Raw genomic sequence first — 25543 nt, 5'->3', positions numbered from 1 at the left:
TCATTTCGGTGCCGGGGCGCGCGTACGTTCGGCCGGGCACACCGGACTGTCGGCGACGGCAGATAGGCTGAACGCATGACGCGAGCCGAGCAGCCAACGGCCACTCACCCCGCCCCGGACGACGCCCTGGTCGCGGACTCCCGCGAGCGCGCCGTCCGCGCCCTGCTGCGCCGCCCGCAGTTGAGGCGGTTGTGGAGCGCACAGCTCGTGGGGGGTGTCGGCGACATCCTCGCCCTCCTGGTACTGGTCCTCCTCGCCGTCCAGGCCGCGATCGGCGCGGGCTCGTTCGGCGGGGGCTACCGGGGCGTGGCGTTCGCAGTGGCGACCGTTTTCGGCGTACGCATCCTGGCGACGCTGCTCTTCGGCGCCGTCCTGCTCGGGCCCCTCACCTCACTCACCTCGCAGGACGGCCCGCTCGACCGCCGCTGGACCATGGTCGGCGCCGACGGGCTGCGGGCCGCGCTGCTGATCGTCGCTCCGCTGTGGATCGACTGGACGCCGGACGACGCGCTCGCCGTCCTCCTGGTGACCGCCTTCGTCACCGGCGTCGCCGAGCGCTTCTGGACGGTGTGCCGGGAGAGCGCGGCCCCTGCGCTGCTGCCCGCGCCGCCGCCGGAGGGCGCGACGGTACGACCGCTGCCGGACCACATGGACGCGCTGCGCCGCCTGTCGCTGCGTACGGGCTTCGTGGCGATCCCCCTCGCCGGCGCCGTGCTGGTCGTCGCGGGGCTGCTGAACAACCTGCTGGGCGCCGGCATCGACTGGTTCGCCGAGCACCAGGCGGCGCTCGGCTCGTACGTCGCGGCCGGGCTGTTCGCCGCGTCCCTGTCCCTGGTGACCTTCCTGGAACTGCCCGGCGTCCGCACCCCGCGCGCGCGGTCGCCGCTGGAGGGCATGCGCCGCCCCAAGACCGGCACCGGCGTCGACAAGGGCCGCACCGGCGTCCTCCCCCTGCTGGTACTCGCCTGCGCGGCGGTCGCCGCCGTGGTGTCCGCCGCGGTCGCCGTGGCGGTGCTGCACGCCAAGGACCTGGGCGGCGGCCCCGTGCTGTACGGGCTGATGGTGGGCGCGCTGACCGGCGGAGTCGTCGTCGGCATCCGCACGGCCCCCGCCCTGCTGCCGTCCCTGTCGCGCCGGCGGCTGCTGGCCCTGGCGATCGCCTTCGCCGGCGTCACCCTGCTGGCCGCCGGGCTCGTCCCCGACGACACCACCGTGCTGCTGCTCCTCGCACTGGCCGGCGTCGGCGCGGGCGTGACCGCCAACACCGGGCACGCGCTGCTCGACCAGGAGACCGAGGACGCCCGCCGGACGCGGACGACCGAGCACCTGCACGCCGTCGTCCGCGTGTACGTGGCACTCGGCGCGGTCGTCGCGCCCGTGATGGCGGCGTCGATCGGACCGCACCGGCTGGAGAACGGCAGGTTCGTCTTCGCGCACGGCGGCGCCGCGTTCGTCCTCATGCTGCTCGGCGCGCTGCTGCTGCCGGTGGCCGCGCTGGTGCTGGCCAAGGTCGACGACCGCTCCGGTGTGCCCCTGCGGCACGACCTGCGGGACGCGCTGCTCGGCGGCGACGACCCGGCGGCGACGCCCGTGGCGAACGGTTTCTTCATCGCCCTGGAGGGCGGCGACGGCGCCGGGAAGTCCACCCAGGCCGAGGCCCTCGCCGAGTGGATCCGGGGCAAGGGGCACGAGGTCGTGCTGACGCGCGAGCCGGGGGCGACGCCGGTGGGCAAGCGCCTGCGGTCCATCCTGCTGGACGTGTCGAGCGCCGGTCTGTCGCACCGCGCGGAGGCGCTGCTGTACGCCGCCGACCGCGCGGAGCACGTCGACACCGTCGTCCGGCCCGCGCTGGAGCGCGGCGCCGTGGTCATCTCCGACCGGTACATCGACTCCTCGGTGGCCTACCAGGGCGCCGGCCGTGATCTGTCGCCGACCGAGATCGCCCGCATCAACCGCTGGGCGACCCACGGGCTCGTACCGCACCTGACGGTCCTGCTGGACGTCCCGCCGGAGACCGCGCGCGAGCGGTTCACCGAGGCACCCGACCGGCTGGAGTCGGAGCCCGCCGAGTTCCACGCGCGCGTGCGCTCCGGTTTCCTGACCCTCGCCGCCGCCGACCCCGGGCGCTACCTCGTCGTCGACGCGGGCCAGGAGCCCGAGGCCGTCACCACCGTCGTACGCCACCGGCTCGACCAGGTGCTGCCGCTGTCCGAGGCCGAGATCAAGGCCCAGGAGGAGGCACGCCGCAAGGCCGAGGAGGAAGCGCGCCGCAAGGCCGAGGAGGAAGCCGCGCGCAAGGCCGAGGAGGAGCGCCTGGAGCGCGAGCGCCTCGAACAGCTGGAGCGGCTGCGCGCCGAGGAGGAGGAGCGCAAGCGGCGCGAGCTGGAGGAGGCGCAGCGGCGCGAGGCCGAACGGCAGGCGGAGGAGGCCCGGCAGCGGGCCGAGGAAGCGCGCCGGAAGGCCGAGGAGGAGCGGGCGCGGCTCCTGGCCGAGGAGAAGGCACGGGCCGAGGAGGAGGCGCGGCTGCGGGTCGAGGAGGAGCGCCGCCGCAAGCAGGCCGAGGAGGAGGCGCGGCTGAGGGCCGAGGCCGAGGCCCGGCGCCTGGAGAAGCAGCGCAAGGCCGAGGAGGCCCTGATGCGGGCCGAGGAGGCACGCCGGGCGGCGGAGCAGGCGGCGGCAGCGGCCGCGGCGGGTCCGAAGCCGACGGCACCTCCCGCGGCGGGCGTGCCCCGCCCGGCGCCGGCCGCTCCGGCCGCCTCGGACCCCTCGGACGCGATGACCGTGCCGACCCCGGTCGTGACCCCGACGGATGCATCCGGCGGGCCGGTGGAGGACACGGCGGTACTGCGGCCGGTGCGGGAGCCGGGCGGCTCCCGGGACGACCGGGGCGGCGCCGAGGACGACGCCTGGGGCGGGCGCGGCGACGACGGCCGGGCGCCCGGGGCGTCGGGTGGCTCCGAGCCTGATCCCGAGTCCGAGGTGTCCGAGTCCGAAGTGACGGCCGAGCTGCCCATGCCGCCGGTGCCGCCCGGTGCGGCGGACGAGACGGCGGTGCTGCCGGCGGTGGATCCGAGGGCCGCCGACGAGACGGCGGTACTGCCGACGGCGGATCCGAGGGCCGCCGACGAGACGGCGGTACTGCCCGCCGTACGCGAGGAAGACCCCGCCGACCGGGTGCCGCCGGGCTATTTCCGCGAGGACGGCCCGGCCGCTCGCTCCGACCGGTCCGGGCAGGCCCAGGAGGACCGCACGCGGGAGCTCCCCCAGATCGACCCGAACCAGGCGCCGCCCCGCAGGCGACGCTCGGACTGGGCCGAGGAGACACCGCTGGACGACCTGCCGACGCTGGCGGACGAGCTGCTCGGCCCGCACGACGGCGGGGGAGACGGCCGGGGTGACAGCCGGAGTGACGGCCGGAGTGACGGCCGCGATGACGACGGCGGCGACGGTGGCCGCCGGGGCAGGGGCCGGGGCACGGGCTGGGGCAGGCGCTGAGCGGGGCCCCTGCCCCAGGCGTTCCGGCTCGTTTGACCGAGGCGTCCCGCCGCGTTGTCAGTGCCGCCCCGCACAATGGAAAGCGCGACGCGGCGGACGGGCGCAAAGCGGACCGGCGCGGCGCGATGTGCCGGCGGAGAGCAACGGAAGGACGGCGTGACCCATGACCGTGTGGGACGACCTCGTCGGGCAGGAGAGGGTGAGCGAGCAGCTCGCCGCCGCTGCCCGGGACGCCGACGCCTTCGTCACCGCCGCCGCGGCCGACGGCCCGCTCCCCGAGACGTCGAGCATGACCCACGCCTGGCTGTTCACCGGCCCGCCCGGCTCGGGAGTGACACAGACGGCGCGGGCCTTCGCCGCCGCGCTGCAGTGCGTGAGCCCCGACCGCGCCCTCGGCGGCGTCCCCGGCTGCGGCTTCTGCGACGGATGCCACACGGCGCTCGTCGGCACCCACGCGGACGTCAGCACGGTGGTCGCGGTGGGCGCGCAGATCCTCGTGGAAGCCATGCGCGACACGGTCCGCAAGTCGTTCACCTCACCCGCGAACGGCCGCTGGCAGATCATCCTCGTCGAGGACGCCGAGCGGCTGAACGAGAAGTCCGCCAACGCCGTCCTCAAGGCCGTCGAGGAGCCCGCCCCGCGTACGGTCTGGCTGCTGTGCGCCCCGTCCGTCGAGGACGTCCTGCCCACGATCCGCTCCCGCTGCCGCCACCTGAACCTGCGTACGCCGTCGGTCGGTGCCGTCGCCGACATGCTCGTACGGCGCGAGGGCATCGAGCCGGACGTCGCCGCCGGAGTGGCCCGGGCCACCCAGGGCCACGTCGACCGTGCCCGCCGCCTGGCCACCGACCCGGCCGCCCGCGAGCGACGGGCCGCCGTGCTGAAACTGCCGCTGCGGGTCCAGGACGTCGGCAGCGCCCTCAAGGCCGCCCAGGAACTGGTCGACGCCGCCGCGGAGGACGCCAAGCAGCTCGCCGAGGAGACGGACACCAAGGAGACCGAGGAACTGAAGGCGGCCCTGGGCGCGGCCCAGGGCGGCCGGCTGCCGCGCGGCACGGCAGGCGTGATCAAGGACCTGGAGGACAACCAGAAGCGCCGCAGAACGCGCACCCAGCGCAACAGCCTCAACCTCGCCCTGACCGACCTCACCGCCTTCTACCGAGACGTCCTGGCCCTCCAGCTCGGCTCCCGCGTGGCCATCGCCAACGCCGACGCCGAGGACACCCTGGAGCGCCTTGCCCGCGCGGGCACACCGGAGTCGACCCTGCGCCGCATCGAGGCGATCGCCGCCTGCGGGGAGGCCCTCGACCGCAATGTGCCGCCGCTGCTCGCGGTGGAGGCGATGGCGATGGCGCTGAGAGAGGGCTGACACTCCGGAAGGGCCGGAGGCCGCGTCCGCGGTTGACGACGTAACTCGTACGAGGCACGACGAGTACGCACGGCGTTGATGCGGTCGCGGAGAGTTACCCTCGCTCAATGCACACAAGGCGCACTCATCGCAGGACCCGTACCGGAACCACGCTGCTGGCCGCCGCGCTGCTCGCCACCGCCTGCTCGGCCGGGGGCGCGTCGACGTCCGCCGGTGCGGCGGCGGAGGCGGCCGGAGCGACGGAGGCGGCGAAGGCGGCCCTGGCCGCGCTGCCGCAGGCCACGCCCGCCGCGCTGAGGCCGTACTACGAGCAGAGGCTGAGCTGGCGCGACTGCGGCGTCCCCGGCTTCCAGTGCGCCACCATGAAGGCCCCGCTCGACTACGCGAAACCGGCCCGGGGGGACGTCCGGCTCGCCGTGGCCCGCAAGAAGGCCACCGGCCCGGGCGAGCGGCTCGGCTCGCTGCTGGTGAACCCGGGCGGACCGGGCGGTTCGGCGATCGGCTACCTCCAGCAGTACGCCGGCATCGGCTACCCGAAGGCGGTCCGCGCCCAGTACGACATGGTGGCCGTCGATCCCCGGGGCGTGGCCCGCAGCGAGCCCATCGAGTGCCTCGACGGCCGCGAGATGGACGCGTACACGCGGACGGACGTCACCCCGGACGACGAGGGCGAGGCGGACAAGCTGGTCGGCGCCTACAAGGAGTTCGCCGAGGGGTGCGGAGCGGACGCGCCGAAGCTGCTGAGGCACGTGTCGACCGTCGAGGCCGCCCGGGACATGGACGTCCTGCGGGCGGCGCTGGGTGACAAGAAGCTGACCTACGTGGGCGCGTCGTACGGCACGTTCCTCGGCGCGACGTACGCCGGCCTGTTCCCGGACCGGGTGGGCCGGCTCGTCCTGGACGGTGCGATGGACCCGTCGCTGCCCGCACGCCGGCTGAACCTGGAGCAGACGGCCGGCTTCGAAACGGCGTTCCAGTCCTTCGCGAAGGACTGCGTACGGCAGCCCGACTGCCCCCTCGGCGGAAAGGGGACCACCCCCGGCCGGGCCGGCAAGAACCTGAAGGCCTTCTTCGAAGACCTGGACGCCAAGCCGATCCCCACCGGTGACGCCGACGGCCGCAAGCTCACCGAGTCCCTGGCCACCACCGGTGTGATCGCCGCGATGTACGACGAGGGCGCCTGGCCGCGGCTGCGCGAATCGCTGGCCGCGGCGATGAAGGACAACGACGGTGCCGGCCTGCTGGTCCTGTCCGACAGCTACTACGAGCGCGAGTCCGACGGCGGCTACAGCAACCTGATGTTCGCCAACGCCGCCGTGAACTGCCTGGACCTCCCCGCGGCCTTCTCCTCCCCGGACGAGGTGCGCGACGCCCTCCCCGACTTCGAGAAGGCGTCCCCGGTGTTCGGCGAGGGCCTCGCCTGGTCCTCCCTGAACTGCGCGTACTGGCCGGTGAAGGCCACGGGTGAGCCGCACCGCATCGAGGCCGCCGGCGCCGCCCCGATCGTGGTGGTCGGCACCACCCGCGACCCCGCCACCCCGTACCGCTGGGCCGAGGCGCTGGCCGGCCAGCTCTCCTCCGGCCGCCTCCTTACCTACGAGGGCGACGGCCACACCGCCTACGGCCGCGGCAGCACCTGCATCGACTCCGCGATCAACACGTACCTCCTGCGCGGCACCGCGCCGAAGGACGGCAAACGCTGCTCGTAGCAGCCCTCCACCTGCTCTGCACCCGCCCCGCACCCGCCCCGGAATCCACCCCTCCGGGGCGGGTGCGAAGCACCCCGGGAAACTGTGTAGACTTACCGACGTTGCTGATCGCACCATAGGTGCGCAGCGCGCCGCCTTAGCTCAGATGGCCAGAGCAACGCACTCGTAATGCGTAGGTCTCGGGTTCGAATCCCGAAGGCGGCTCCATTGGAACCCCAGGCCCGCTTTCTGCGGCTTGGGGTTTCGGCGTTCGTGTTGCCGTGTGGGTCGGCTTGTGAGCGTGGTCCGGACATGATCGCCGGCCCGTGATCTCCGCCCCGTGGGTTCCGCCTGCTCGAGGGCCGGCGTGGGGGCCGCCGTGATCGCGGTCTCCTTGGTGGTCCTGTCGTACGAGTCGGTTGCTGTCGTGCTCCGGATGCCTGAGCTTCCGCAGCCCCGCCGCCGAGCTCTGCGGCGGTGTCAGCCGGGCCCGCCGGTCATTTGGCGTCCGCGTAGCACTCGACCACCGCCGTCGTGAACGGAAACCGCACCGGCGTCCGCCCGAACGTCAGCCGGCCCGCCAGCTCCGCCGCCTCCCGGATCGCCGCGACGACGGCGGCGGCCTCCTCCTGCGGACAGTGCACGATCACCTCGTCGTGCTGGAAGAAGACCAGCTCCGCCGCCTTGCCCGCGAGGGCCTGCCGTAGCGCGGCGAGCAGCAGCAGGGCCCAGTCGGCGGCGCTGCCCTGGACGACGAAGTTACGGGCGAAACGGCCTCGGGCGCGGGCGTCGGTGGAGGCGTAGCCGGGCACCCACTCCTGCGTCCGGCCCTGGGTGGCGGAGGGATCGTCCTGTGGCATGCCCGCCTCCTCGGCACCGTCGGCCGCGCCGGCCGCCGGTGGGCAGGTGCGCCCCAGCCAGGTGCGCACGAGCCGTCCCTCCTCGCCCGCGCGTGCCGCGTCGTCGACGTACGCCACCGCCCTGGGGAAGCGGCGTCTGAGCGTGGCGAGGTTCTTCAGGCCGTCGCCGGAGGTCTGGCCGTAGACCGCGCCGAGCACGGCGAGTTTGGCCTGGTCGCGGTCGCCGGAGAAGGCGCGGTCGGACACCGACTGGTAGAGGTCGGTCTCCCGGCCGGCCACCTGCATCAGCCCGGGGTCGCGGGAGATCGCCGCCAGCACGCGCGGTTCCATCTGGTCGGCGTCGGCGACGACCAGTCGCCAGCCCGGGTCGGCGACGACGGCCCGCCGGATCACCTTGGGGATCTGCAGGCCGCCCCCGCCGTTGGTCACCCAGCGTCCGGTGACGGTGCCGCCGGCCAGGAACTCGGGGCGGAACCGTCCGTCGCGCACCCAGTCCTGCAGCCAGGACCAGCCGTGGGCGACCCAGATGCGGTACAGCTTCTTGTACTCGATCAGCGGTTTCACGGCCGGATGGTCGACCGACTCGATCTCCCACCGGCGGGTGGAGCCGACCCTGATGCCGGCCTGCGCGAACGCCTTGACCACGTCCGCGGGCAGGTCGGGCCGCACCCGGCGTCCGAACGCCGCGGACACCTCCTCCGCCAGCTCGGCCAGGCGGCGCGGCTCGCCACCGCCCGCGTACCGCTCGCCGAGCAGGTCGTGCAGTACCTCGCGGTGGACGTCGGCGCGCCAGGGCAGTCCGGCGCGGTTCATCTCGGCGGCCACCAGCATCCCCGCCGACTCGGCCGCCGTGAGCAGCCGCATCCTGTCGGGGTGGGCGGCTCTGTCGTGGCGGCGCTGCTGCTCGGCGTAGACGGCGAGCAGGTCGTCCAAGGGCAGGTGGACGCCCTGGGGCTCGAACAGCGGGGACTGGGCGCCCGGCTCGGCGGAGCGCTGCGGGGGGTCGGGCGGCACGGGGCCGCCGCGCAGCCGGGCCAGGGCGGCGGCGGCCGAGCGCGGCTCCCCGTACCGCCCCTCGTGGCCGAGCAGGAGGGTCTCGGCGGCCTCCACGTCGTAGCACCGCTCTGCTCGCACCCCCGCGGCGAGCAGACGCGGAGCCACCTCGGCGGTGGACCGCCACACCCAGCGTGCGACGTCCGGCCTGCTCCGCACGGCCTCGGCGGGATCGGCCTCCCGCCGCACCGGGCCGGCGGGCAGCCCGTCGGGGCCGAGGGGGGCGACCTCCACGCCACCGTCCTCGGCCACGGCGAGTGCCCACCGGTCGGCCATGAGTGCGAGTGTCGCAGGGGGGTCTGACAATGGCCCTCGCCCTGGCCGGGGTCGTGGCCCTCGCCCTGGCCGAAGGTCGCCGCGCTAGCCGTGGTCAGGGTCGCAGTCCTCGCCCTGGCCGGGGTCCCCGCCCTTGTTGTGGCCGGGGCTCAGGCCTTTCCTGCCCAGGGTCGCGCCCTTGCTGTGGCCGGGGTCGCGCCCTTGTTGTGGCCGGGGCTCAGTTCTCTTCTGCCCCGGCCTCAGCCTTCTTCTGCGGGGCCTCAGCCCTCTCCCTGCCCGGGCTCCTTCCCCTCGGTCATTTTGATGAACTCCGCCAGCGCCTCGGTGACGTAGCGCTCGGTGGCCTCCTTGTCGAGGCCGAGCCCGCTGAGCACGCCCTCGCCGTGCTCGTGCTCCAGCAGGGCCAGCAGGATGTGCTCGGTGCCGATGTAGTTGTGGCCGAGGCGCAGGGCCTCGCGGAAGGTGAGTTCGAGGACCTTCTTGGCCGCGGGGCTGTAGGGCGCCGGTTCCGGGACCTCCGCGGCGGCGGGCGGGAGTGCCGCGGTCGCCGCCGCGTGGACCGCGTCGAGGGTCACGCCCTGCGCGGCGATCGCCTTGGCGGCGAGGCCCCCGTGTTCGGTGAGCAGGCCGAGGACGAGGTGTTCGGGCAGGCACTCGGCGGAGCCGGCGGTTTTGGCCGAGTTCTGGGCGGCCGTCACGACGCCGCGCGCGCGGGGGGTGTAGCGGCTGACGCCCTGGCTCGCGTCCAGGTCGGCGGACTCCTTGGGCACGAACCGCTTCTGCGCCGCCTGCCGGGTGACGCCCATGCTCCTGCCGATGTCCGTCCAGGACGCGCCCGAACGACGGGCCTGGTCCACGAAGTGTCCGATGAGGTGATCGGCCACTTCGCCGAGGTGCTCGCCGGCGATGACGGCGTCCTGGAGCTGTTCGAGCGGCTCCGGGTGCACCTTCTTGATCGCGGTGATGAGTTCGTCGAGGCGTACGGATGACGTGATGCTCGGGTTCGTCGTCATGTGTCAACCGTAGGTTGCACCCTCCTGGCTGTCAACCGGCGGTTGACAGTCATTTTCGGCGTGTGAGAGCGGGCCGGGCGGCCGTGGCACCATCGCCGGGTGAGTACGCCCCGCACCGTCGACCGTGCCTTCGAGACCGCCCTGTACGACGCCGCAGACGACGCCCTCGACACCGCCGCCTCACTGCTCGCGGCCGACCCGGCGGCCGACGCGGAACTCGCCCGGCGGGGTGAGGAGTTCGTGGCGACCGCCTGGCGGCGCGGCTGGCAGCCCGCCGACCTCGTACGGATCGTGCGGCGCGAGCTGGACGACGTCCACGTACGGCTGGTGGCGGCGCTGATCCGCGCCCAGGCTCCGCAGGACCGTCCGCGAGGCCCCCGCTGGGCCGCGCAGCTCGCCGACGTGCCGGGGCAGGCGCCGCCCCGCACCGACCGTTTCTCGCACGCCACGGCCGTACTGGAGCTGTACCGCCTGCTGCTGCGCCTGCCCGCCCTGGAGCCCTTGGAGGCGGGGGAGCCGGGTGAGGGGCTCCGCCGGGAGAGCCGGCCCGAGTCCCGCACCCTCGCCCGCATCCGCGCGCTGCTCGCCAAGGCGGAGGCGACCGGGTATCCGGAGGAGGCGGAGGCGCTCAGCGCGAAGGCGCAGGAGCTGATGGCCCGGCACAGCGTCGACGAGGCGCTGCTGTCGGCGCACGCGCCCTCCCCCGACGCCCCGGGGGCCTGCCGGATCGGGGTGGAGCCGCCGTACGAGCAGGCCAAGGCGGTGCTGCTGGACGCGGTGGCCGACGCCAACCACTGCCGGGCCGTGTGGAACGAACCCCTCGGCTTCTCCACCGTCGTCGGCTTCGAGGCCGACCTGGAGGCGGTCGAACTCCTCTACACCTCGCTGCTGGTGCAGGCCGAGGCGGCGATGGCTAAGGCGGAGGCGGCGCAGCGGGCCGGCGGGCGCAAGCGGACCAAGACCTTCCGTCAGTCGTTCCTCGCCGCCTACGCCCACCGCGCGGGCACCCGGCTCCGGGCAGTGGCGGAATCGGCCACCGCCGGGGCCGGCACGGCTGCGGACGTGGACCTCCTGCCGGTCCTCGCCTCCCGTGAGGTCGCGGTCACCGACCGCCTGGAGCGCATGTTCCCGGAGACGACGACGACCCGCCTGCGCGGCGCCGCCGACGCGGCGGGCTGGACGGAGGGGACCCGGGCGGCCGACCACGCCCGGGTCGGCCGCCGGCGACCACTGCCCTAGACGTCAGACGTCACCCGGGCGAGGGCGCCCATGCCGCGTCGACGGGCGCCCCTGCGTTGTCTACGGCCGTGCATGCGTTTTCTGCGGCCGTGTGTTCGTTGTCTGCGGCAGTGCGTGCCTCGGCTGCGGCCGTCCGTGTTCCGTTCAGGAGCCGAGACCGGCGGTCGGCAGACCGGGTGGTGGGGACCCGCCCTCCGACCTGGTGTACGTCTCCTTGCCGAGGCTGCCCTGCCACGCCACCTTGAGTGATGCCCCGTCGACCGACTCGACGGTACCCGTCGCCCGGTCGTCGCTGCCGTCGGTGCACTTCAGGCGGATCGTCCGGGTGCCGGAGTCCTCGCCGGCGGTGCCACTGCACACGGTCCCGCCCGTGGCGAAGAGGGCGGCCTTGCCACCGTTGACCATCAGCGCGACGGCCTGGCCGTCGGTGGTGGCCAGCCAGCTGCCCTCCAGTTCACCCGCGGTCGCGGACGGCGACCCGCCGCTGCCGCTGCCGCCGTCGCCGCTGCCACCGCCCGTGTCGGCGCTCGCGGTCGCGCTGGGCGCGGCCGAGGACCTGTCACCACCGCCCGTGCCACCGTCGTCGGAGTCACCTCCGCCGGTGCAGGCGGTCAGTGTCAGCGCGCCCATCAGCCCGACGGTCACGGCGGCCACGGCGGCGGCCCGCACGGGCCGACGGGCCGTCCGCCGGCGCGGTTCGCGCGCACCTGCAGCCGTGCTTGCCGTACTCGCCGTACTCGCCTTGCTCTCCGCAGTCACCAACGTCACCGCAAGCTCCAAGCTGTAGCCGGACGGCCGGGTCGGCCCCAGGACAGTGGCCCCAGGACAGCCGCAAGTTACCAGCAAGTCACGCCAGGACGGCCTACCAGGACGACTTGCGGACTCCCGGCAGATGCCCGGCGTGTGCCTGCCCGCGCAGGTTCACCCGGGACAGCCCGAAGACGCGGAAGTAGCCGCGCGGGCGACCGTCGATCTGGTCGCGGTTGCGTACGCGCGTGGGGCTCGCGTCGCGGGGCTGCCTGCGCAGTTCCTCCTGGGCGGCGAGCCGTTCGGCCGGCGTCGAGGACGGCTTGCGGATGATCTCCTTCAGTTCGGCCCGGCGCGCGGCGTACCGCGCGACGGTCTCCTGTCGCTGCTCGTTCTTCGCGATCTTGCTCTTCTTCGCCATCGGTCCCTCGGCCCTTCAGATCTTCACTCCGCGCGCGCGGATGCGCGCCACGGCCGCCTCGACGCCGATCGCGTCCACCGTCTTGATCGCCTTCGTGCTCAGCCGCAGCCGTACGTGCCGGCCCTCGCTCGGCAGCCAGTAGCGCTTGGTCTGGATGTTGGGGTCGAAGCGGCGGGAGGTCCGCCGGTGGGAGTGGGAGATGCGGTTGCCGAAGCCGGGCCGGGTGCCGGTCAGCATGCAGTGGGCGGACACGGTGACGTACCTCTCCTTCGGGTCGTACGACCCCTAGCTGTTAATGGAATTCATTTTCAGTAAGATAGCAGCCATGGCACGCAACGAACTCCGTCCGGTCATCAAACTCCGGTCCACCGCCGGGACCGGCTTCACCTACGTCACCCGCAAGAACCGCCGCAACGACCCGGACCGGCTGACCCTGCGCAAGTACGACCCGGTCGCCGGCCGCCACGTCGACTTCCGAGAGGAGCGCTGACCCGCCATGCGCAAGGGAATCCACCCCGAGTACCGTCCGGTCGTCTTCCGCGACCGCGCCGCGGACTACGCCTTCCTCACCCGCTCGACCATGACCAGCGAGCGCACCATCGAGTGGGAGGACGGCCACACCTATCCGGTCGTCGACGTCGAGATCTCGAACGTCAGCCACCCCTTCTACACCGGCACCGCCCGCGTCCTGGACACGGCCGGCCGCGTGGAGCGCTTCGAGCGGCGGTACGGGAAGCAGGACGGGGCATGAGCGGGCCGGACCGCCCGGCCCTGCCGGTGGCGATCGTCGGCGGGCTGCACGCCGACGCCCGCAGGGCGGCCGTGGCCCGGCTGCTGAACGACGTGCCCGGCAGCGTCGTCCTCCACCACGACCTGGCGACGGCCACCGCGGGCACGGTCGTACGGACCGTCCGGGACGCCACCGGCATCCTGTCCGCCGGTGAGGCGCCCCTGGTCAACGACTGCGCCTGCTGCGCCCTGCGCGAGGACCTCGTCCCCGAGCTGGAGCGCCTCGCGGACTCCGGAGGCGTCCCGCTGGCGGTCGTCGAGCTGTGGGACTCCGTCGAGCCCAAGGCCATGGCGGAGGTGGTGACGGCCGGCGGCTTCACCGTCACCGGCGTGATCACCGCCGTAGACCCGGCGCTGGTGCTGCCCTACCTCGGCAACGGCGACGACCTCGCCGAGGGCGGCCTCGCCGCCGCGGCCACCGACCAGCGCACCGTCGCCGACACCTTCGCGCGCCAGCTGGAGTACGCCCCCGTCCTCGCCCTCGTCGATTCCCCGCCCGGCTCCCCCGAGGCCGACGACGAGGACCGCGAACTGCTGGCCCAGCTGCATCCGACGGTCCGCCGGGTCCCGATCGGCCACGGTGACCCGGCGGGCGCACCACCCGCGCCCTCACCCGCCTCCGGCCCCGGTTCCGGCCCCGCCTCCGGCCCCGTACCCGCCTCCGGCCCCGGTTCCGGCTCCGTACCCGCGCCCTCCGAACTGGCGCGGGCCGCCCTCGCGGGGTTCGACGTGGAGGCCGCGGCGGCGGCCCAGCACCCGGCCTGCGCCCTGCTGCCCGCCGAGGCCGACGCGCACGGCGTCGCCACCCTCGTCTGGCACCGGCGCCGCCCCTTCCACCCGGAGCGGCTGTACGCGGCGCTGGAGGACCTGACCTGTGCCGCCGCCCGCAGCCGGGGCCGGTTCTGGCTCGCCGGCAAGGGGGACACGCTGTTGCACTGGGACGCCGCGGGCGGGGCCCTGTGCGTGGAGAGCGCGGGGCCGTGGCTCGCGTCGCTGCCCGACGCCGCCTGGGAGCTGGTCCCTCCGGTGCGCCGCGCCGCCGCCGCGCTGGACTGGCACCCCGAGCACGGCGACCGCTGCCAGCACCTGGTCTTCACGTCCCCGGGCCTCGACCGCGACGGCCTGGAACGACTCCTGGAGTCCTGCCTGCTGACCGACGCCGAGTACGCCGCCGGGCAGGCCGCCTGGGAGCGGCTGCCGCCCGCCTTCGACACCCTCCTGGAGGTCTGACCCCATGCCCCGCAAGAGCGACCGCAAGAGCGACGGCAGGTCTGCCAGGCAACGGCCCAACCCCCTGGACCAGGCCGGAGTGACGTACATCGACTACAAGGACACCGACCTGCTGCGGAAGTTCATCTCCGACCGCGGCAAGATCCGCAGCCGCCGCGTCACCCGCGTGACGTCCCAGCAGCAGCGGCAACTGGCCAGGGCGATCAAGAACGCGCGCGAGATGGCGCTGCTGCCGTACACCGCGCGCTGATCCGCGCCACCCCGCGCCGGGGGCTCGCTCTCACGAGCGGGCCCCCGGTTTGTTGCATGTTGATGCATGTTCTTGGAATGCGGGGGCATACGGGGAACGACTTGCTGGGAGCGGGCGTCAGAGAGAGCAAGGACTTCCGAGTTGAGCGGCCGTCAAGGCTGTAACCACGGGAGCACCGCGCGTGCACGTGCATTTGCTCATGCATCTGCACGAGGAACAGGGTTATGATCCGGATCAGTTGACCACAGCATCAATGGCCACATCAGCCAGTGCACCACCGGGGAGCGACCTGTGGACCACGACGTGTACAACGGCATGGCCGCCACGCAGCTGCACGACGCGGCCTGGCAGAAGAGCCGGCACAGCAACTCGCAGGGTTCCTGCGTGGAGTTCGCACGGCTGCCCGACGGTGCCGTGGCGGTGCGCAACTCCCGCTTTCCCGACGGTCCCGCACTCGTCTACACGCGCGCCGAGATCGAGGCCATGCTGCTGGGCGTCAAGGACGGCGAGTTCGACCACCTGATCGCGAGCTGATCGCGAACCGGGCGAACTCGACAGCTAGCTGACCGCGACCTGACCGCGAAACCGATGGCGAACTGGGCGAACTGATCGCAAGCCGGCCGCGAACCGACCGCAAGCCGGCCGCGAACCGGCCGTGAGCCGACCGCGCGTCAACGCGAGCCGCCACACCGGAGCCGCCACACCGGAGCCGCGCCGCGCAACGGCGCCGCGGCTCGTCGGCACCGTCACTCGTAGACGGGCCGGTCCGTCATGTCGTCGGGCTTCCGGAGCCGGAACAGCGCCCAGACCACCTTGCCGTTGAGCGTCCCGGCGAGCGGGTGCCAGCCCCAGCTGTCGCTGAAGGAGTCGACGAGGAACAGCCCCCGGCCGGATTCCGCCGAGAAGTCGTCCGTCTCACGGGCCACCGGGCTGTCGTGGCTGGGGTCGCGCACCGCGCAGACCAGACGCTCGGTCCAGCGCATCAGATGCAGCCGGACGGGGCCGTTCTGCTCGCCGTGCCGCGGGGTGTCGGCGGGCAGCGCGTGCCGCAGGGCGTTGGTGACGAGCTCCGAGACCACCAGGCAGACGTCGTCGAAACGGTCACCCGTGTCCCAGCCGTCGAGAGTTCTGCGGGTGAACCTCCGGGCCTCGCGCACCGCTTCGTAACGCGGCGGCAGGGCGCAGGAGGCGGCGTTGGACACGGCCGCGGGGTCGAGTGGCGGAAGGCCCTGCCGTAACGGCTCGAGCATGGTCGATCCATTCGTCCCCATGCGAGGCACTCCCGGGAATTCGCGGTCGTAGCGATGCGGCGCGGTGGTGCGGGACCATGGTTTCCGATGCGTACCGCAGATGCAAGGGCAGATGCACGTGCACGTGACCGAAATGGACCTGCCCGTACCGCTTGTTGGTCAATTTTTCCGCCTTCTTCGTCTCTCCTTCACCTCGCTCGGCGACCGCTTTCCGCCCCCTCCGTGCATGATCCTGCGCGCTCCCTCTGGCTCGATTCCGTTTCCGTAACCGGGCGAGTACTGCTCGGAGTGTTTTAGTGGCAGACTTCGGCACCTGGAGACGGTTGGGGAGGCTGGCGAAGGTGAGCGCGGGAGAACCCGGATCGGTGGTGCGGCGCATGCTGCTCGGATCACAGCTCAGGCGGCTGCGTGAGACGCGGGGGATCACGCGGGAGGCGGCGGGCTACTCGATCCGCGCCTCGGAATCGAAGATCAGCCGGATGGAGTTGGGCCGGGTGAGCTTCAAGACGAGGGACGTCGAGGACCTGCTGACGTTGTACGGCATCACGGACGAGCAGGAGCGCGCCTCGCTGCTGTCCCTGGCCAAGGAGGCCAACGTCGCCGGGTGGTGGCACAGTTACTCCGACGTCCTGCCCAGCTGGTTCCCCACCTACGTGGGCCTGGAGGGCGCGGCCGCACTCATCCGCGTGTACGAGGTGCAGTTCGTGCACGGCCTGCTCCAGACCGAGGAGTACGCCCGCGCGGTCGTCCGGCGCGGCATGAAGGGCGCCGGCGAGGCGGACGTCGAACGGCGGGTGGCGCTGCGCCTGGAGCGGCAGAAGCACCTCGTCGCCGAGAACGCCCCCGAGTTCCACATCGTCCTGGACGAGGCCGCGCTGCGCCGCCCGTACGGCGACCGCGAGGTGATGCGCGGCCAGCTCCAGCACCTGATCGAGATGTCCGAACGCCCCAACGTGCGGCTGCAGATCATGCCGTTCGGCTTCGGCGGGCACTCCGGCGAGAGTGGCGCGTTCACGATCCTCAGCTTCCCCGAGTCCGACCTGTCGGACGTCGTGTACCTGGAGCAGCTCACCAGCGCGCTGTACCTGGACAAGCCCGAGGACGTCACCCAGTACGAGACGGCGCTGAAGGAGCTCCAGCAGGACAGTCCGGGTCCGGACGAGAGCCGCGACCTCCTGCGGGGGCTTCTCCAACTCTCCTGAAACATAAGTACGATGACGCTCAATCAGGCGGCTCGCTCGCGGCGGCTGCGGCAGCTAGGGGATTGAGGGATCACATGTCGTCGTACTTCACCGACCTCGCCCAGCAGTACATCGACGGCGAGTGGCGCCCGGGCACCGGCTCCTGGGACATCATCGACTTCAACCCGTACGACAACGAGAAGCTGGCCTCGATCACCATAGCCACCGTCGACGAGGTCGACACCGCCTACCGGGCGGCCGAGCGCGCGCAGAAGCAGTGGGCGGCGACGAACCCGTACGCGCGCCGCGCGGTGTTCGAGAAGGTGCTCCGCCTGGTCGAGGACCACGAGGCGGAGATCAGCGAGGCGATCACCGCGGAGCTGGGCGGCACCCGCCTGAAGGCCGCCTTCGAGCTGCACCTCGCCAAGGAGTTCCTGCGCGAGGCGGTGCACCTGTCGCTGGCGCCCGAGGGCAGGATCATCCCGTCCCCGGTCGACGGCAAGGAGAACCGCGTCTACCGGGTGCCGGTCGGTGTCGTGGGCGTCATCAGCCCCTTCAACTTCCCCTTCCTCCTCTCCCTGAAGTCGGTCGCCCCGGCCCTCGCCCTCGGCAACGCCGTCGTCCTCAAGCCGCACCAGAACACGCCGGTCGTCGGCGGCACCCTGATCGCGAAGCTCTTCGAGGACGCCGGCCTGCCGGGCGGCCTGCTCAACGTCGTCGTCACCGACATCGCGGAGATAGGCGACGCCTTCCTGGAGCACCCGGTCCCGAAGGTGATCTCCTTCACCGGCTCCGACACGGTCGGCCGCCACGTGGCTACCGTCTGCGCCGCGAACTTCAAGCGCTCGGTCCTCGAACTCGGCGGCAACAGCGCCCTGGTGGTCCTCGACGACGCCGACGTCGACTACGCGGTCGACGCCGCGGTCTTCAGCCGGTACGTCCACCAGGGCCAGGTCTGCATGGCCGCCAACCGTGTCCTGGTCGACCGCTCGGTCGCCGACGAGTTCACCGAGAAGTTCGTCGCCAAGGTGAAGACCCTCAAGGCCGGCGACCCGCGCGACCCGTCGACCGTCATCGGCCCGGTGATCAACTCCTCGCAGGCGGACGCCCTGTCCGGTGTCGTGGAGCAGGCGCTCGCCGAGGGCGCGACCGCCCTGGTGCGCGGCACGACCACGGACAACCTCGTCGAGCCGTCGGTCCTGACCGGCCTGCCCGCCGACTCCGCCCTGCTGCGGCAGGAGGTCTTCGGCCCGGTCGCCTTCCTCGTTCCGTTCGACGGCGAGGAGGAGGCCGTACGCCTCGTCAACGACACCCCGTACGGCCTGAGCGGCGCCGTGCACACCGGGAACATCGAGCGCGGCGTCAACTTCGCCAAGCAGATCGACACCGGCATGTTCCACGTGAACGACGGGACCGTGCACGACGAGCCGATCGTGCCCTTCGGCGGCGAGAAGCACTCCGGCGTCGGCCGCCTCAACGGCGACACCATGCTGGACGCCTTCACCACACAGAAGTGGATCTCGGTGCAGCACGGCCGGAGCGGGTTCCCGTTCTGAGCCTCTCCTCTCCGGACGGGCCCTTGCGGACAGAGGCTGACCGCAAGGGTCCGTAGCTTCGTCGGTGTCGGGGGAAAGGCCCCCTGACCCGACGAAAGGCGGCCCGTCATGGTCACTCACGTGCGACCCGAAGCGCAGGGCGACGAGCGCGGAGCGCTGCTCTCCTTCCTGGCGGAGCAGCGCGGCGGCATCCGGCGCTCGGTGCTGGGCCTGACGGACGAGCAGGCGGCGTCCCGGCCCACCGCCGGTGAACTGTCCCTGGCCGGACTGATCAAGCACGTCGCCGAGGTCGAGCAGGGCTGGATCGCCCGCGCGAAGCAGGAGCCGCCGGCCGTCGCGCGGGACGAGTCGAACTGGCACGAGTGCTTCGTCCTGGTCGGCGACGAGACGGTCGCCTCGCAGCTGGCGTACTGGGAGAAGGTCGCCGCCGGGACGGAGGCGTTCGTCCGCTCGGTGTCCAGCCTCGACGACACCTTCCCGCTGCCGGACGATCCCTGGTTCCCGCCGGACGAGCGCGTCTCGATGCGCTGGCTCTGTCTGCACCTGATCCGGGAGACGGCCCGGCACGCCGGCCACGCCGACATCATCCGCGAATCGCTGGACGGCGCCTCGGCCTGGGACCTGGTGGCGGAGGAGCAGGGCAGCTCCTCCGGATGACCGGTCGCGGCCTAACCTGGGCCCATGTCAGTGATCCGTCTCCTCGTGCTCGGAGCGGTCCGCCAGCACGGGCGGGCCCACGGTTACCAGGTGCGCAACGACCTGGAGTACTGGGGCGCGCACGAGTGGTCCAACGCCAAGCCCGGTTCGATCTACCACGCGCTGAAGCAGATGGCCAAGCAGGGCCTGCTGCACGCCCACGAGATCGCCCCGTCGACCGCCGGCGGCCCGCCGCGCACGGAGTACGAGATCACGGAGCGGGGCGCGGAGGAGTACTTCGGCCTCCTCCGCGCGTCCCTCACCGCCTACGACCAGAAGCCGGACGTGCTCTCCGCGGGACTCGGCCTGATGGTCGACCTGGAGCGCGAGGAGGTGCTCGCCCTCCTGGAGGAGCGGGTCCGGGCCATCCGGCAGTGGCGCAAGTCCGTCACCGAGTACTACACGCCCGAGGCCGGCCCCGGGCAGCTCGGCCACATCGGCGAGATCATGAACTTCTGGGTGCACTCCGCCGACACCGGCGCCGAGTGGACCCGCGCGCTCATCGAGCGCATCCGCGGCGGCGCGTACACGTTCGCCGGGGAGGGCGAGCCGTTCGTCGGCGTCCTGGGGGAGGGCGAGCAGAACCCGTACGCGACGCGGGAGCGGCACTCCGAAGACCGTGACTGACCGGCAACGGCGGCCGGTCGGAAAACTTCGGCTAATCAAGTTTGACTAAACCCTTCGGCGGGGATACGGTCCTGGGCAAGTAGTCAAGTTTGACTAACCGGGAGGTGCAGTGGCCGACGCAGCGATCACCGTCGAACGGGCACGCAAGAGGTACGGCAGCAAGAACGCGTTGGACGGACTCGACCTCACGGTCACGCGCGGCACGGTGCACGGCGTACTGGGTCCCAACGGCGCGGGCAAGACGACGCTCGTCCGGGTCCTGTCGACCCTGCTGCGGCCCGACGCGGGCCGGGTCGAGGTGGCCGGGCACGACGTCGTGACCGACCCGTACGCCGTACGGCTGCGCATCGGCCTGCTCGGCCAGCACGCGGCGCTCGACGAGGAACTCGGCGGCCGGCAGAACCTGGAGATGTTCGGCCGCCTCCACCACCTGGGCGCCCGGCGGGCACGCGCGCGTGCCGACGAACTCCTGGCGCGCTTCGACCTCACGGACACCGGACGCAAGCCGGTCAGCGCCTACAGCGGAGGCATGCGGCGCCGCCTGGACCTCGCCGCGTCCCTGATCACCGAACCGGAGGTGCTCTTCCTGGACGAACCGACCACCGGCCTCGACCCACGCGGCCGCGCCGAGGTGTGGGACTCGGTCCGCTCCCTGGTCGGCGGCGGCACGACGGTACTCCTGACCACCCAGTACCTGGAGGAGGCCGACCAGCTCGCCGACCGCATCTCGGTCGTCGACGCCGGCCGGGTGGTCGCCGACGGCACGGCGGACGAACTGAAGGCCGCCACCGGCGGCGACCGCGTCGACGTCGTCCTGCGCGACGCCGGCCGACTGGGCGCCGCGGCCGCCCTGCTGCCGCTCACCGGCGTCCGCGTCGACCCCGACCGCCGGCTGCTCAGCGCGCCGGTAACCGACCGCATGGCGGCGCTCTCCGGCGTCGTACGGGCGCTGGAGGAGGCCGGTCTGGAAGCGGAGGACGTGGCCCTGCGCCGCCCGACCCTGGACGAGGTGTTCCTGCACCTCACCGACCGCACGAAGGAGACCGTGTGAGCATCAGCGTGCCTACCGGCACCAGCACGAACACCGTCACGACCCCCATGACGCACGCCCTGACCGACTCGTGGACCATGACCCGCCGGGAGCTGGCCCGCTGGGGGCGGCAGCCGGTCACGGTCGTCGTCAACCTGGTCTTCCCGGTCATGCTGCTGCTGATGTTCGGCTACCTGGTCGGCGGCGGCCGGGGCGTGAGCGGCGACTACGTCGACTATCTGGTCCCCGGCATGCTGGCCCTCACCATGGCCTTCGGCCTGGAGGGCACGATGATCGCCGTCACCCGGGATCTCGACAAGGGTGTCGTCGACCGCTTCCGCTCGCTGCCGATGGCCAACGGGGCGGTCCTGGTGGGTCGTTCGGCCGCCGACATGCTCCAGTCGGCGCTCGGTCTCACCGTGCTGATCGCGGTCGGGTACGCGCTCGGCTGGCGGGCCGACGGCGGTCCGGGCGCCTTCCTGGGTGCGGTGGGCCTGCTGCTGCTCTTCCGGTTCGCCATGCTGTGGATCGGCATTTTCCTGGCCCTGGTGGCGGGCAAGCCCGAAATGGTGCAGGCGGTGCAGATCCTGGTCTGGCCGGTCGGCTTCCTCTCCAACGCCTTCGCCACGCCCGACTCCATGCCCGGCTGGCTGGGCACGGTCGTCGAGTGGAACCCGATGTCCCAGACCGCCACGGCCGTCCGCGACCTCTTCGGCGGCCCCGGCGGCGAGTCCGGCCACGTATGGGCGGCGATCGCCTGGCCCCTGGCCCTGCTCGCGGTGTTCTTCCCGCTGGCGGTGGGGAGGTTCGCGCGGCTCAGCCGGTGAGCGCGGGGACGTCAGCGCCCCGCCCTGGCGTCCGCGTGCGCGAGGAGCCGGGCACCTCTGCTCTCCGCGATCCGCCTCACGTCGGTCAGGGCCTCGCTCATGCGGGCAAGGACGTAGCGGAGCTGGCCGGACGTCACGTCCGGGTCGTCCAGCATGTCGGCCACGTGGCCGAGGAGGTCGCCGGCCATGCCGAGTTGGACGCTTTCGACGGTGTCGGCGGCTCGGGAGAGCGGGCCGCTGCCGTCGGTCAGGAGATAGCAGGGCTTTCCCTCGGGTCCTGCCCAGGGCAGGAGTCGGGCGGGGGTGGGGGCGTGGTGTGTCATGCGGTCAGTCCCAGGCAGTGCGTCGGGTACGGGCGCGGGGGCAGGTGGACCCCCTGTGGGGCGATCAGCAGGGAACGGCGTCGGGCTTGTCGACGCCGTTCCTGTTCTCGGCGCTCGTGTGCGATGACGTAGGGGCGTACGAGGTTGTGGTCCTCGCCGCGCAGAGGACGTGTGCCGAACTGCCGTGGGGCCGGGCCCTCGACGGGCGGGAGCGGAGGGTCGTATCCGTCCCGTGCGTCGAGCCGGCGTCGTCCCGTACCAGGGGCGACAAGGCCGAGCAGTGGTTCCAAGAGGCGGGCGATGAGACCGAGCATGTATGACTCCGTGACCGATGTCGCGTTCTGTAGCGATCGACATACAGAGTGAGACGGTCGGGATTAGGCTCGCCAGGGGGCTGGTAGTGACAGCGCATTTGTCACAAAGGAGTTGATCTCGTGGGCACCAACTACGGCGACTGGCTCAAGGAGCAGCGCGAGGCGGCGGGGCTGACGCAGCAGCAGTTGGCCGAGGCGGCGGTCATGACTCGAACGCACATCGCGCATATCGAGGCGGGACGCCGGGTCCCGTCGCGGGAGGACGCACGACGGCTGGACAACGCGTTGGGTACGGGGAATGTGCTGAGCAGTTTCCTGCCACAGAACGATCGCGCAGTCGCCGACCACTTCGAAGCGGCGCGAGCGTTCGAGCAGCAAGCCACGATGATCCGCGAGTTCGCTCTGTCCTATGTGCCAGGCATCCTCCAAACGGAAAGGTACATGCGTGCGGTTCTGGGCGTTGCCTTCCCTCCTCTGGGGGAAGAGGAATGTGACAGGGCCGTTGTCACACGGCTGGAGCGGGCGGAGATCCTGGCAGATCCGGTGACGCCCGTAGTGTGGGCCCTGCTGGATGAGGCCGTGCTGCGTCGGCCGGTTGGTGGGGCGGAAGTCATGGCGGAGCAGATCATGCACGTTGTTCGCTTGGCCGAGGCGAATCGCGTTCGTGTGCACGTGATGCCCTTCGGCCTGGGTGCCCACCCGCTGCTGCAAAACATGCTGACCCTCATGGGGTTCGAAGACCAGCCGCCAGTGGCCTACGTCGAGGGTTTGCACACGGGCGTAGTGCATGATTCCCCGGCGATGGTCGAGCGGTTCCGGGACACTTACGATCTTGCGCTGGGTGACGCCCTGCCTCAGCGTGAGTCACTGGCCCTCATGAGAGCGACAGCGAAGGACTACGGACACCATGACTGAGCACAGCATGCCGGATGCGTCCATAGCGACCGGGTGGCGCAAATCGTCGTACAGCGGGCCCGACCAGGGCAGCTGCCTTGAGGTGTTGGACCGCTTTCCCTCTGGCGTCCCCGTACGCGACTCGAAGAAACCCCACGGCCCCGCCGTGATCGTCCCGGCGTCCGCGTGGTCGACGTTCGTCACGGCGGTCAGGAGCGGCGAGTTCCCCTCCTGACCGCCCGCTGACGTACGCGGTCGATCGCGTCCGGGGCCCGGCCCTTGACGCGCCGGTCGACGATTGGCTCATGTCCAGCGCGCAGGGTACGAGAATCTCGCCAGCGCTCGTAGGTGAGCGGGGCGAGATCTCGTGGTCGGCGGGCACCGGGTGTCAGCGGTGCCCGCGGCGCATGGGTATCAGGTTGCCGCGCCGGTGGGCGGCGATGAGCATCGGGATCGCGATCAGCAGACTGAGGATGACGGGCACGATCGACGCCTCCAGGCCGAAGTCTCCGCCGGTCACCAGGTCGGGGCCGGTCGGAGTGGTGGTCATCAGGCCCTCCGAGGCGTGGCCGGAGACGGGGATGCCGATCAGGCCCAGGGCGGTGTTCCAGGCGAAGTGCAGGCCCACGACGAACCAGATGTTGCGCTTCCACAGGAACGCGGCACCGAGGAGGACGCCGGCCTCGATGGCGATCGCGGTCGAACTCCACAGCGTGGCGCCCGGGTTGGCCGCGTGCAGTCCGCCGAAGAGCGCCGCGGTGATCGCCAGAGCCGCCCAGCTGCCGCACAGCTTCTCCAGTGCCTGGAGGGCGAGGCCGCGGAAGAGCAGTTCCTCGGTGACGGCGGCGCCGACCTGTATCGCGGCCATGCTCGCCACGATCGACAGGCCGTTACCGGGCCGTTCGTCGAACGAGAACTCGGTGAGGAGCGTGAGCATCGACACGGTGATGAGCCCGAGGCCGATCGCGACACCGAACACCGTCTGTGTCACGGCCCCCGACTTCGCGATCTCCGGTACGTCCCGCCCTGCGAGGTGGCGCATGACCGCCCAGTAGATGACGACCGCCAGGGCCGCGCCCACGATGGCGACCACCCCGCCCACCGCGACCAGGCTGGACACCAGGCCCACACCCACTATCCCCGCCAGCATCCAGCCGAAGGGAGACCGGAAGAAGCGGCCACCCTTTTGGCGCGTGGGCTGGGGGGACGTGGCGTGCGTCGTACTCATGGTGACCTCCGTTTGGCATCGGCCGCGCGCCTTCCGCGTGCCTGCCGCGACCTGCCGAGAACGCTATGAGAGCGGCGCCGTTTCCGAATCACCCCTGGGTGGACAGGTCCGGGTAGCTCCCACGGGGGACAGGGGGGACAGGGGGACAGGGGGGACAGGGGGACACGGAGGACGGGGCGCCGGACGCCGCGCGAGGCGGGGCGTTCACCGTGCGGCACGCGGAACGTCCGGGCTTGCACCTCACGTCACGTGAGGAGGCAGCGTGAAGGGCGTCAGAGAAGGGAGCGGAAGTGAGCTACTCCGTGGGACAGGTCGCCGGCTTCGCCGGAGTGACGGTGCGCACCCTGCACCACTACGACGACATCGGCCTGCTCGTACCCAGCGAGCGCAGCCACGCGGGCCACCGGCGCTACAGCGACGCCGACCTCGACCGGCTGCAGCAGATCCTGTTCTACCGGGAGCTGGGCTTCCCGCTCGACGAGGTCGCCGTCCTGCTCGACGACCCGGCCGCGGACCCGCGCGCGCACCTGCGCCGCCAGCACGAGCTGCTGACCGCCCGGATCAAGAGGCTGGAGGAGATGGCGGCGGCCGTGGAGCACGCCATGGAGGCACGCAGCATGGGCATCAACCTCACGCCCGAGGAGAAGTTCGAGGTCTTCGGCGACTTCGACCCCGACCAGTACGAGGAGGAGGTCCAGGAGCGCTGGGGCGACACCGACGCCTACCGCCAGTCCAAGGAGAAGACCGCCTCGTACACCAAGGAGGACTGGCAGCGCATCCAGAACGAGGCCGACGAGCTCACCCGGCGCTTCGTCGCCCTGATGGACGCCGGTGAGCCCGCCGACTCCGAGGCGGCCATGGACGCCGCCGAGGACCACCGGCAGGGGATCACCCGCAACCACTACGACTGCGGGCACGAGATGCACACCTGCCTGGGCGAGATGTACGTATCGGACGAACGTTTCACGCGAAACATCGACACCGCGAGGCCGGGCCTCGCCGCCTACATGCGCGACGCGATCCTCGCCAACGCCGTCCGGCACACCCCCTGAGCGGTGGGGGGGGGGGGGGGGGGGGGGGGGGGGGGGGGGGGGGGCGGGGGCCGCGCCCCCCCGCCGGTACGGCGTCCGGAGCGTAGGGCTCCGGCGCCGGGACGGCGCCCGGACGGTACGGACCCGGCGCCGGGA

At 72.2% G+C, this 25543-nt stretch carries 26 protein-coding genes and 1 tRNA gene; 19 read left to right on the top strand and 8 right to left on the bottom strand.

Going from position 1 to position 25543, the window contains the following annotated elements:
- Positions 1-75: 75 nt before the first annotated feature.
- The 4 genes from tmk (at position 76) to ACP4J0_RS26765 (ending at position 6780) form a co-directional block, all read left to right on the top strand.
- Complete coding sequence (tmk, locus tag ACP4J0_RS26780) at positions 76-3495, top strand: dTMP kinase (RefSeq protein ID WP_426601286.1); 3420 nt, start codon at positions 76-78, stop codon at positions 3493-3495.
- 163 nt (positions 3496-3658) lie between these two features.
- Positions 3659-4864, top strand: coding sequence for a DNA polymerase III subunit delta' (locus ACP4J0_RS26775; RefSeq protein ID WP_426601285.1), 1206 nt, complete (start codon positions 3659-3661; stop codon positions 4862-4864).
- Between the two features lie 107 nt (positions 4865-4971).
- The gene (locus tag ACP4J0_RS26770; protein ID WP_426601284.1) at positions 4972-6573 is read left to right on the top strand and encodes an alpha/beta hydrolase; all 1602 of its coding nucleotides are present in this window, start codon (positions 4972-4974) and stop codon (positions 6571-6573) included.
- A 130-nt stretch (positions 6574-6703) separates the two neighbouring features.
- Positions 6704-6780, top strand: a tRNA-Thr gene (locus tag ACP4J0_RS26765).
- A 269-nt stretch (positions 6781-7049) separates the two neighbouring features.
- Here the strand turns inward: ACP4J0_RS26765 and ACP4J0_RS26760 are convergent.
- Positions 7050-8741, bottom strand: a complete 1692-nt coding sequence (locus ACP4J0_RS26760; protein ID WP_426601283.1) for a bifunctional 3'-5' exonuclease/DNA polymerase — start codon at positions 8739-8741, stop codon at positions 7050-7052.
- A gap of 260 nt (positions 8742-9001) precedes the next feature.
- Entirely contained in the window at positions 9002-9754 is a 753-nt protein-coding gene (locus ACP4J0_RS26755) for a Clp protease N-terminal domain-containing protein (RefSeq protein WP_426601282.1), read from the bottom strand.
- Positions 9755-9853: 99 nt separating this feature from the next.
- Here ACP4J0_RS26755 and ACP4J0_RS26750 point away from each other — a divergent pair, with 99 nt between their 5' ends.
- Positions 9854-10993, top strand: a complete 1140-nt coding sequence (locus ACP4J0_RS26750; protein ID WP_426601281.1) for a DUF2786 domain-containing protein — start codon at positions 9854-9856, stop codon at positions 10991-10993.
- A gap of 144 nt (positions 10994-11137) precedes the next feature.
- Here ACP4J0_RS26750 and ACP4J0_RS26745 read toward each other — a convergent pair whose 3' ends face one another.
- The 3 genes from ACP4J0_RS26745 to rpmB all read right to left on the bottom strand — a co-directional run bounded on the left by ACP4J0_RS26745 (position 11138) and on the right by rpmB (position 12413).
- A complete protein-coding gene (locus ACP4J0_RS26745) occupies positions 11138-11623 on the bottom strand; it encodes a hypothetical protein (RefSeq protein ID WP_426601331.1) in 486 nt (161 codons plus the stop codon).
- Positions 11624-11855: 232 nt separating this feature from the next.
- The gene (gene rpsN, locus ACP4J0_RS26740) at positions 11856-12161 is read right to left on the bottom strand and encodes a 30S ribosomal protein S14 (RefSeq protein ID WP_426601280.1); all 306 of its coding nucleotides are present in this window, start codon (positions 12159-12161) and stop codon (positions 11856-11858) included.
- Between the two features lie 15 nt (positions 12162-12176).
- Positions 12177-12413, bottom strand: a complete 237-nt coding sequence (gene rpmB, locus ACP4J0_RS26735; RefSeq protein WP_426601279.1) for a 50S ribosomal protein L28 — start codon at positions 12411-12413, stop codon at positions 12177-12179.
- Between the two features lie 73 nt (positions 12414-12486).
- Here rpmB and rpmG point away from each other — a divergent pair, with 73 nt between their 5' ends.
- From rpmG to ACP4J0_RS26710, 5 genes are all read left to right on the top strand, one after another.
- On the top strand, positions 12487-12651 hold the full coding sequence (gene rpmG / locus ACP4J0_RS26730; protein WP_044382365.1) for a 50S ribosomal protein L33: 165 nt from the start codon (positions 12487-12489) through the stop codon (positions 12649-12651).
- Positions 12652-12657: 6 nt separating this feature from the next.
- Entirely contained in the window at positions 12658-12912 is a 255-nt protein-coding gene (locus tag ACP4J0_RS26725; RefSeq protein ID WP_426601278.1) for a type B 50S ribosomal protein L31, read from the top strand.
- Positions 12909-14180 (top strand): CobW family GTP-binding protein, encoded by a 1272-nt coding sequence (locus ACP4J0_RS26720; RefSeq protein WP_426601277.1) that lies wholly within the window; start codon positions 12909-12911, stop codon positions 14178-14180. The genes ACP4J0_RS26725 and ACP4J0_RS26720 overlap by 4 nt, the downstream gene beginning before the upstream one ends.
- A gap of 4 nt (positions 14181-14184) precedes the next feature.
- Positions 14185-14430 (top strand): 30S ribosomal protein S18, encoded by a 246-nt coding sequence (gene rpsR / locus ACP4J0_RS26715; RefSeq protein ID WP_426601276.1) that lies wholly within the window; start codon positions 14185-14187, stop codon positions 14428-14430.
- Between the two features lie 291 nt (positions 14431-14721).
- Positions 14722-14964 carry a DUF397 domain-containing protein gene (locus tag ACP4J0_RS26710; protein WP_279564253.1) on the top strand — a complete coding sequence of 81 codons (243 nt, stop codon included), beginning with the start codon at positions 14722-14724 and terminating at the stop codon, positions 14962-14964.
- Between the two features lie 212 nt (positions 14965-15176).
- Here the strand turns inward: ACP4J0_RS26710 and ACP4J0_RS26705 are convergent, their stop codons facing one another.
- Positions 15177-15701, bottom strand: coding sequence for an ATP-binding protein (locus ACP4J0_RS26705; protein ID WP_426601275.1), 525 nt, complete (start codon positions 15699-15701; stop codon positions 15177-15179).
- 356 nt (positions 15702-16057) lie between these two features.
- Between ACP4J0_RS26705 and ACP4J0_RS26700 the strand changes: the two genes are divergently transcribed.
- The 6 genes from ACP4J0_RS26700 (at position 16058) to ACP4J0_RS26675 (ending at position 21597) form a co-directional block, all read left to right on the top strand.
- Complete coding sequence (locus ACP4J0_RS26700) at positions 16058-16882, top strand: helix-turn-helix domain-containing protein (protein WP_426601330.1); 825 nt, start codon at positions 16058-16060, stop codon at positions 16880-16882.
- A gap of 74 nt (positions 16883-16956) precedes the next feature.
- Complete coding sequence (locus ACP4J0_RS26695; protein WP_426601274.1) at positions 16957-18417, top strand: aldehyde dehydrogenase family protein; 1461 nt, start codon at positions 16957-16959, stop codon at positions 18415-18417.
- Between the two features lie 108 nt (positions 18418-18525).
- Positions 18526-19074, top strand: a complete 549-nt coding sequence (locus tag ACP4J0_RS26690) for a DinB family protein (RefSeq protein ID WP_426601273.1) — start codon at positions 18526-18528, stop codon at positions 19072-19074.
- Between the two features lie 24 nt (positions 19075-19098).
- Positions 19099-19740, top strand: coding sequence for a PadR family transcriptional regulator (locus tag ACP4J0_RS26685; protein ID WP_426601272.1), 642 nt, complete (start codon positions 19099-19101; stop codon positions 19738-19740).
- Between the two features lie 109 nt (positions 19741-19849).
- Positions 19850-20791, top strand: coding sequence for an ATP-binding cassette domain-containing protein (locus ACP4J0_RS26680; protein ID WP_426601271.1), 942 nt, complete (start codon positions 19850-19852; stop codon positions 20789-20791).
- Between the two features lie 47 nt (positions 20792-20838).
- Positions 20839-21597, top strand: coding sequence for an ABC transporter permease (locus ACP4J0_RS26675; RefSeq protein WP_426601329.1), 759 nt, complete (start codon positions 20839-20841; stop codon positions 21595-21597).
- Between the two features lie 11 nt (positions 21598-21608).
- On the opposite strand, the gene ACP4J0_RS26670 is transcribed toward ACP4J0_RS26675, so the two are convergent.
- The gene (locus ACP4J0_RS26670) at positions 21609-21920 is read right to left on the bottom strand and encodes a hypothetical protein (RefSeq protein WP_426601270.1); all 312 of its coding nucleotides are present in this window, start codon (positions 21918-21920) and stop codon (positions 21609-21611) included.
- A gap of 434 nt (positions 21921-22354) precedes the next feature.
- Between ACP4J0_RS26670 and ACP4J0_RS26665 the strand changes: the two genes are divergently transcribed.
- The gene (locus tag ACP4J0_RS26665; protein WP_426601269.1) at positions 22355-23149 is read left to right on the top strand and encodes a helix-turn-helix domain-containing protein; all 795 of its coding nucleotides are present in this window, start codon (positions 22355-22357) and stop codon (positions 23147-23149) included.
- The gene (locus ACP4J0_RS26660; protein WP_426601268.1) at positions 23142-23363 is read left to right on the top strand and encodes a DUF397 domain-containing protein; all 222 of its coding nucleotides are present in this window, start codon (positions 23142-23144) and stop codon (positions 23361-23363) included. The genes ACP4J0_RS26665 and ACP4J0_RS26660 overlap by 8 nt, the downstream gene beginning before the upstream one ends.
- A 153-nt stretch (positions 23364-23516) precedes the next feature.
- Here ACP4J0_RS26660 and ACP4J0_RS26655 read toward each other — a convergent pair whose 3' ends face one another.
- Positions 23517-24356 (bottom strand): CPBP family intramembrane glutamic endopeptidase, encoded by an 840-nt coding sequence (locus ACP4J0_RS26655; RefSeq protein ID WP_426601267.1) that lies wholly within the window; start codon positions 24354-24356, stop codon positions 23517-23519.
- Positions 24357-24646: 290 nt separating this feature from the next.
- On the opposite strand from ACP4J0_RS26655, the gene ACP4J0_RS26650 reads away from it, so the two are divergent.
- Positions 24647-25408, top strand: a complete 762-nt coding sequence (locus tag ACP4J0_RS26650; RefSeq protein ID WP_426601266.1) for a MerR family transcriptional regulator — start codon at positions 24647-24649, stop codon at positions 25406-25408.
- Positions 25409-25543 lie beyond the last annotated feature (135 nt).

The sequence above is a fragment of the Streptomyces sp. WG7 genome (assembly GCF_049975785.1).
Lineage (GTDB): Bacteria > Actinomycetota > Actinomycetes > Streptomycetales > Streptomycetaceae > Streptomyces.
Note: the sequence above shows the minus strand (reverse complement) of the source record. Positions and strands in the feature narration are given on the sequence as shown.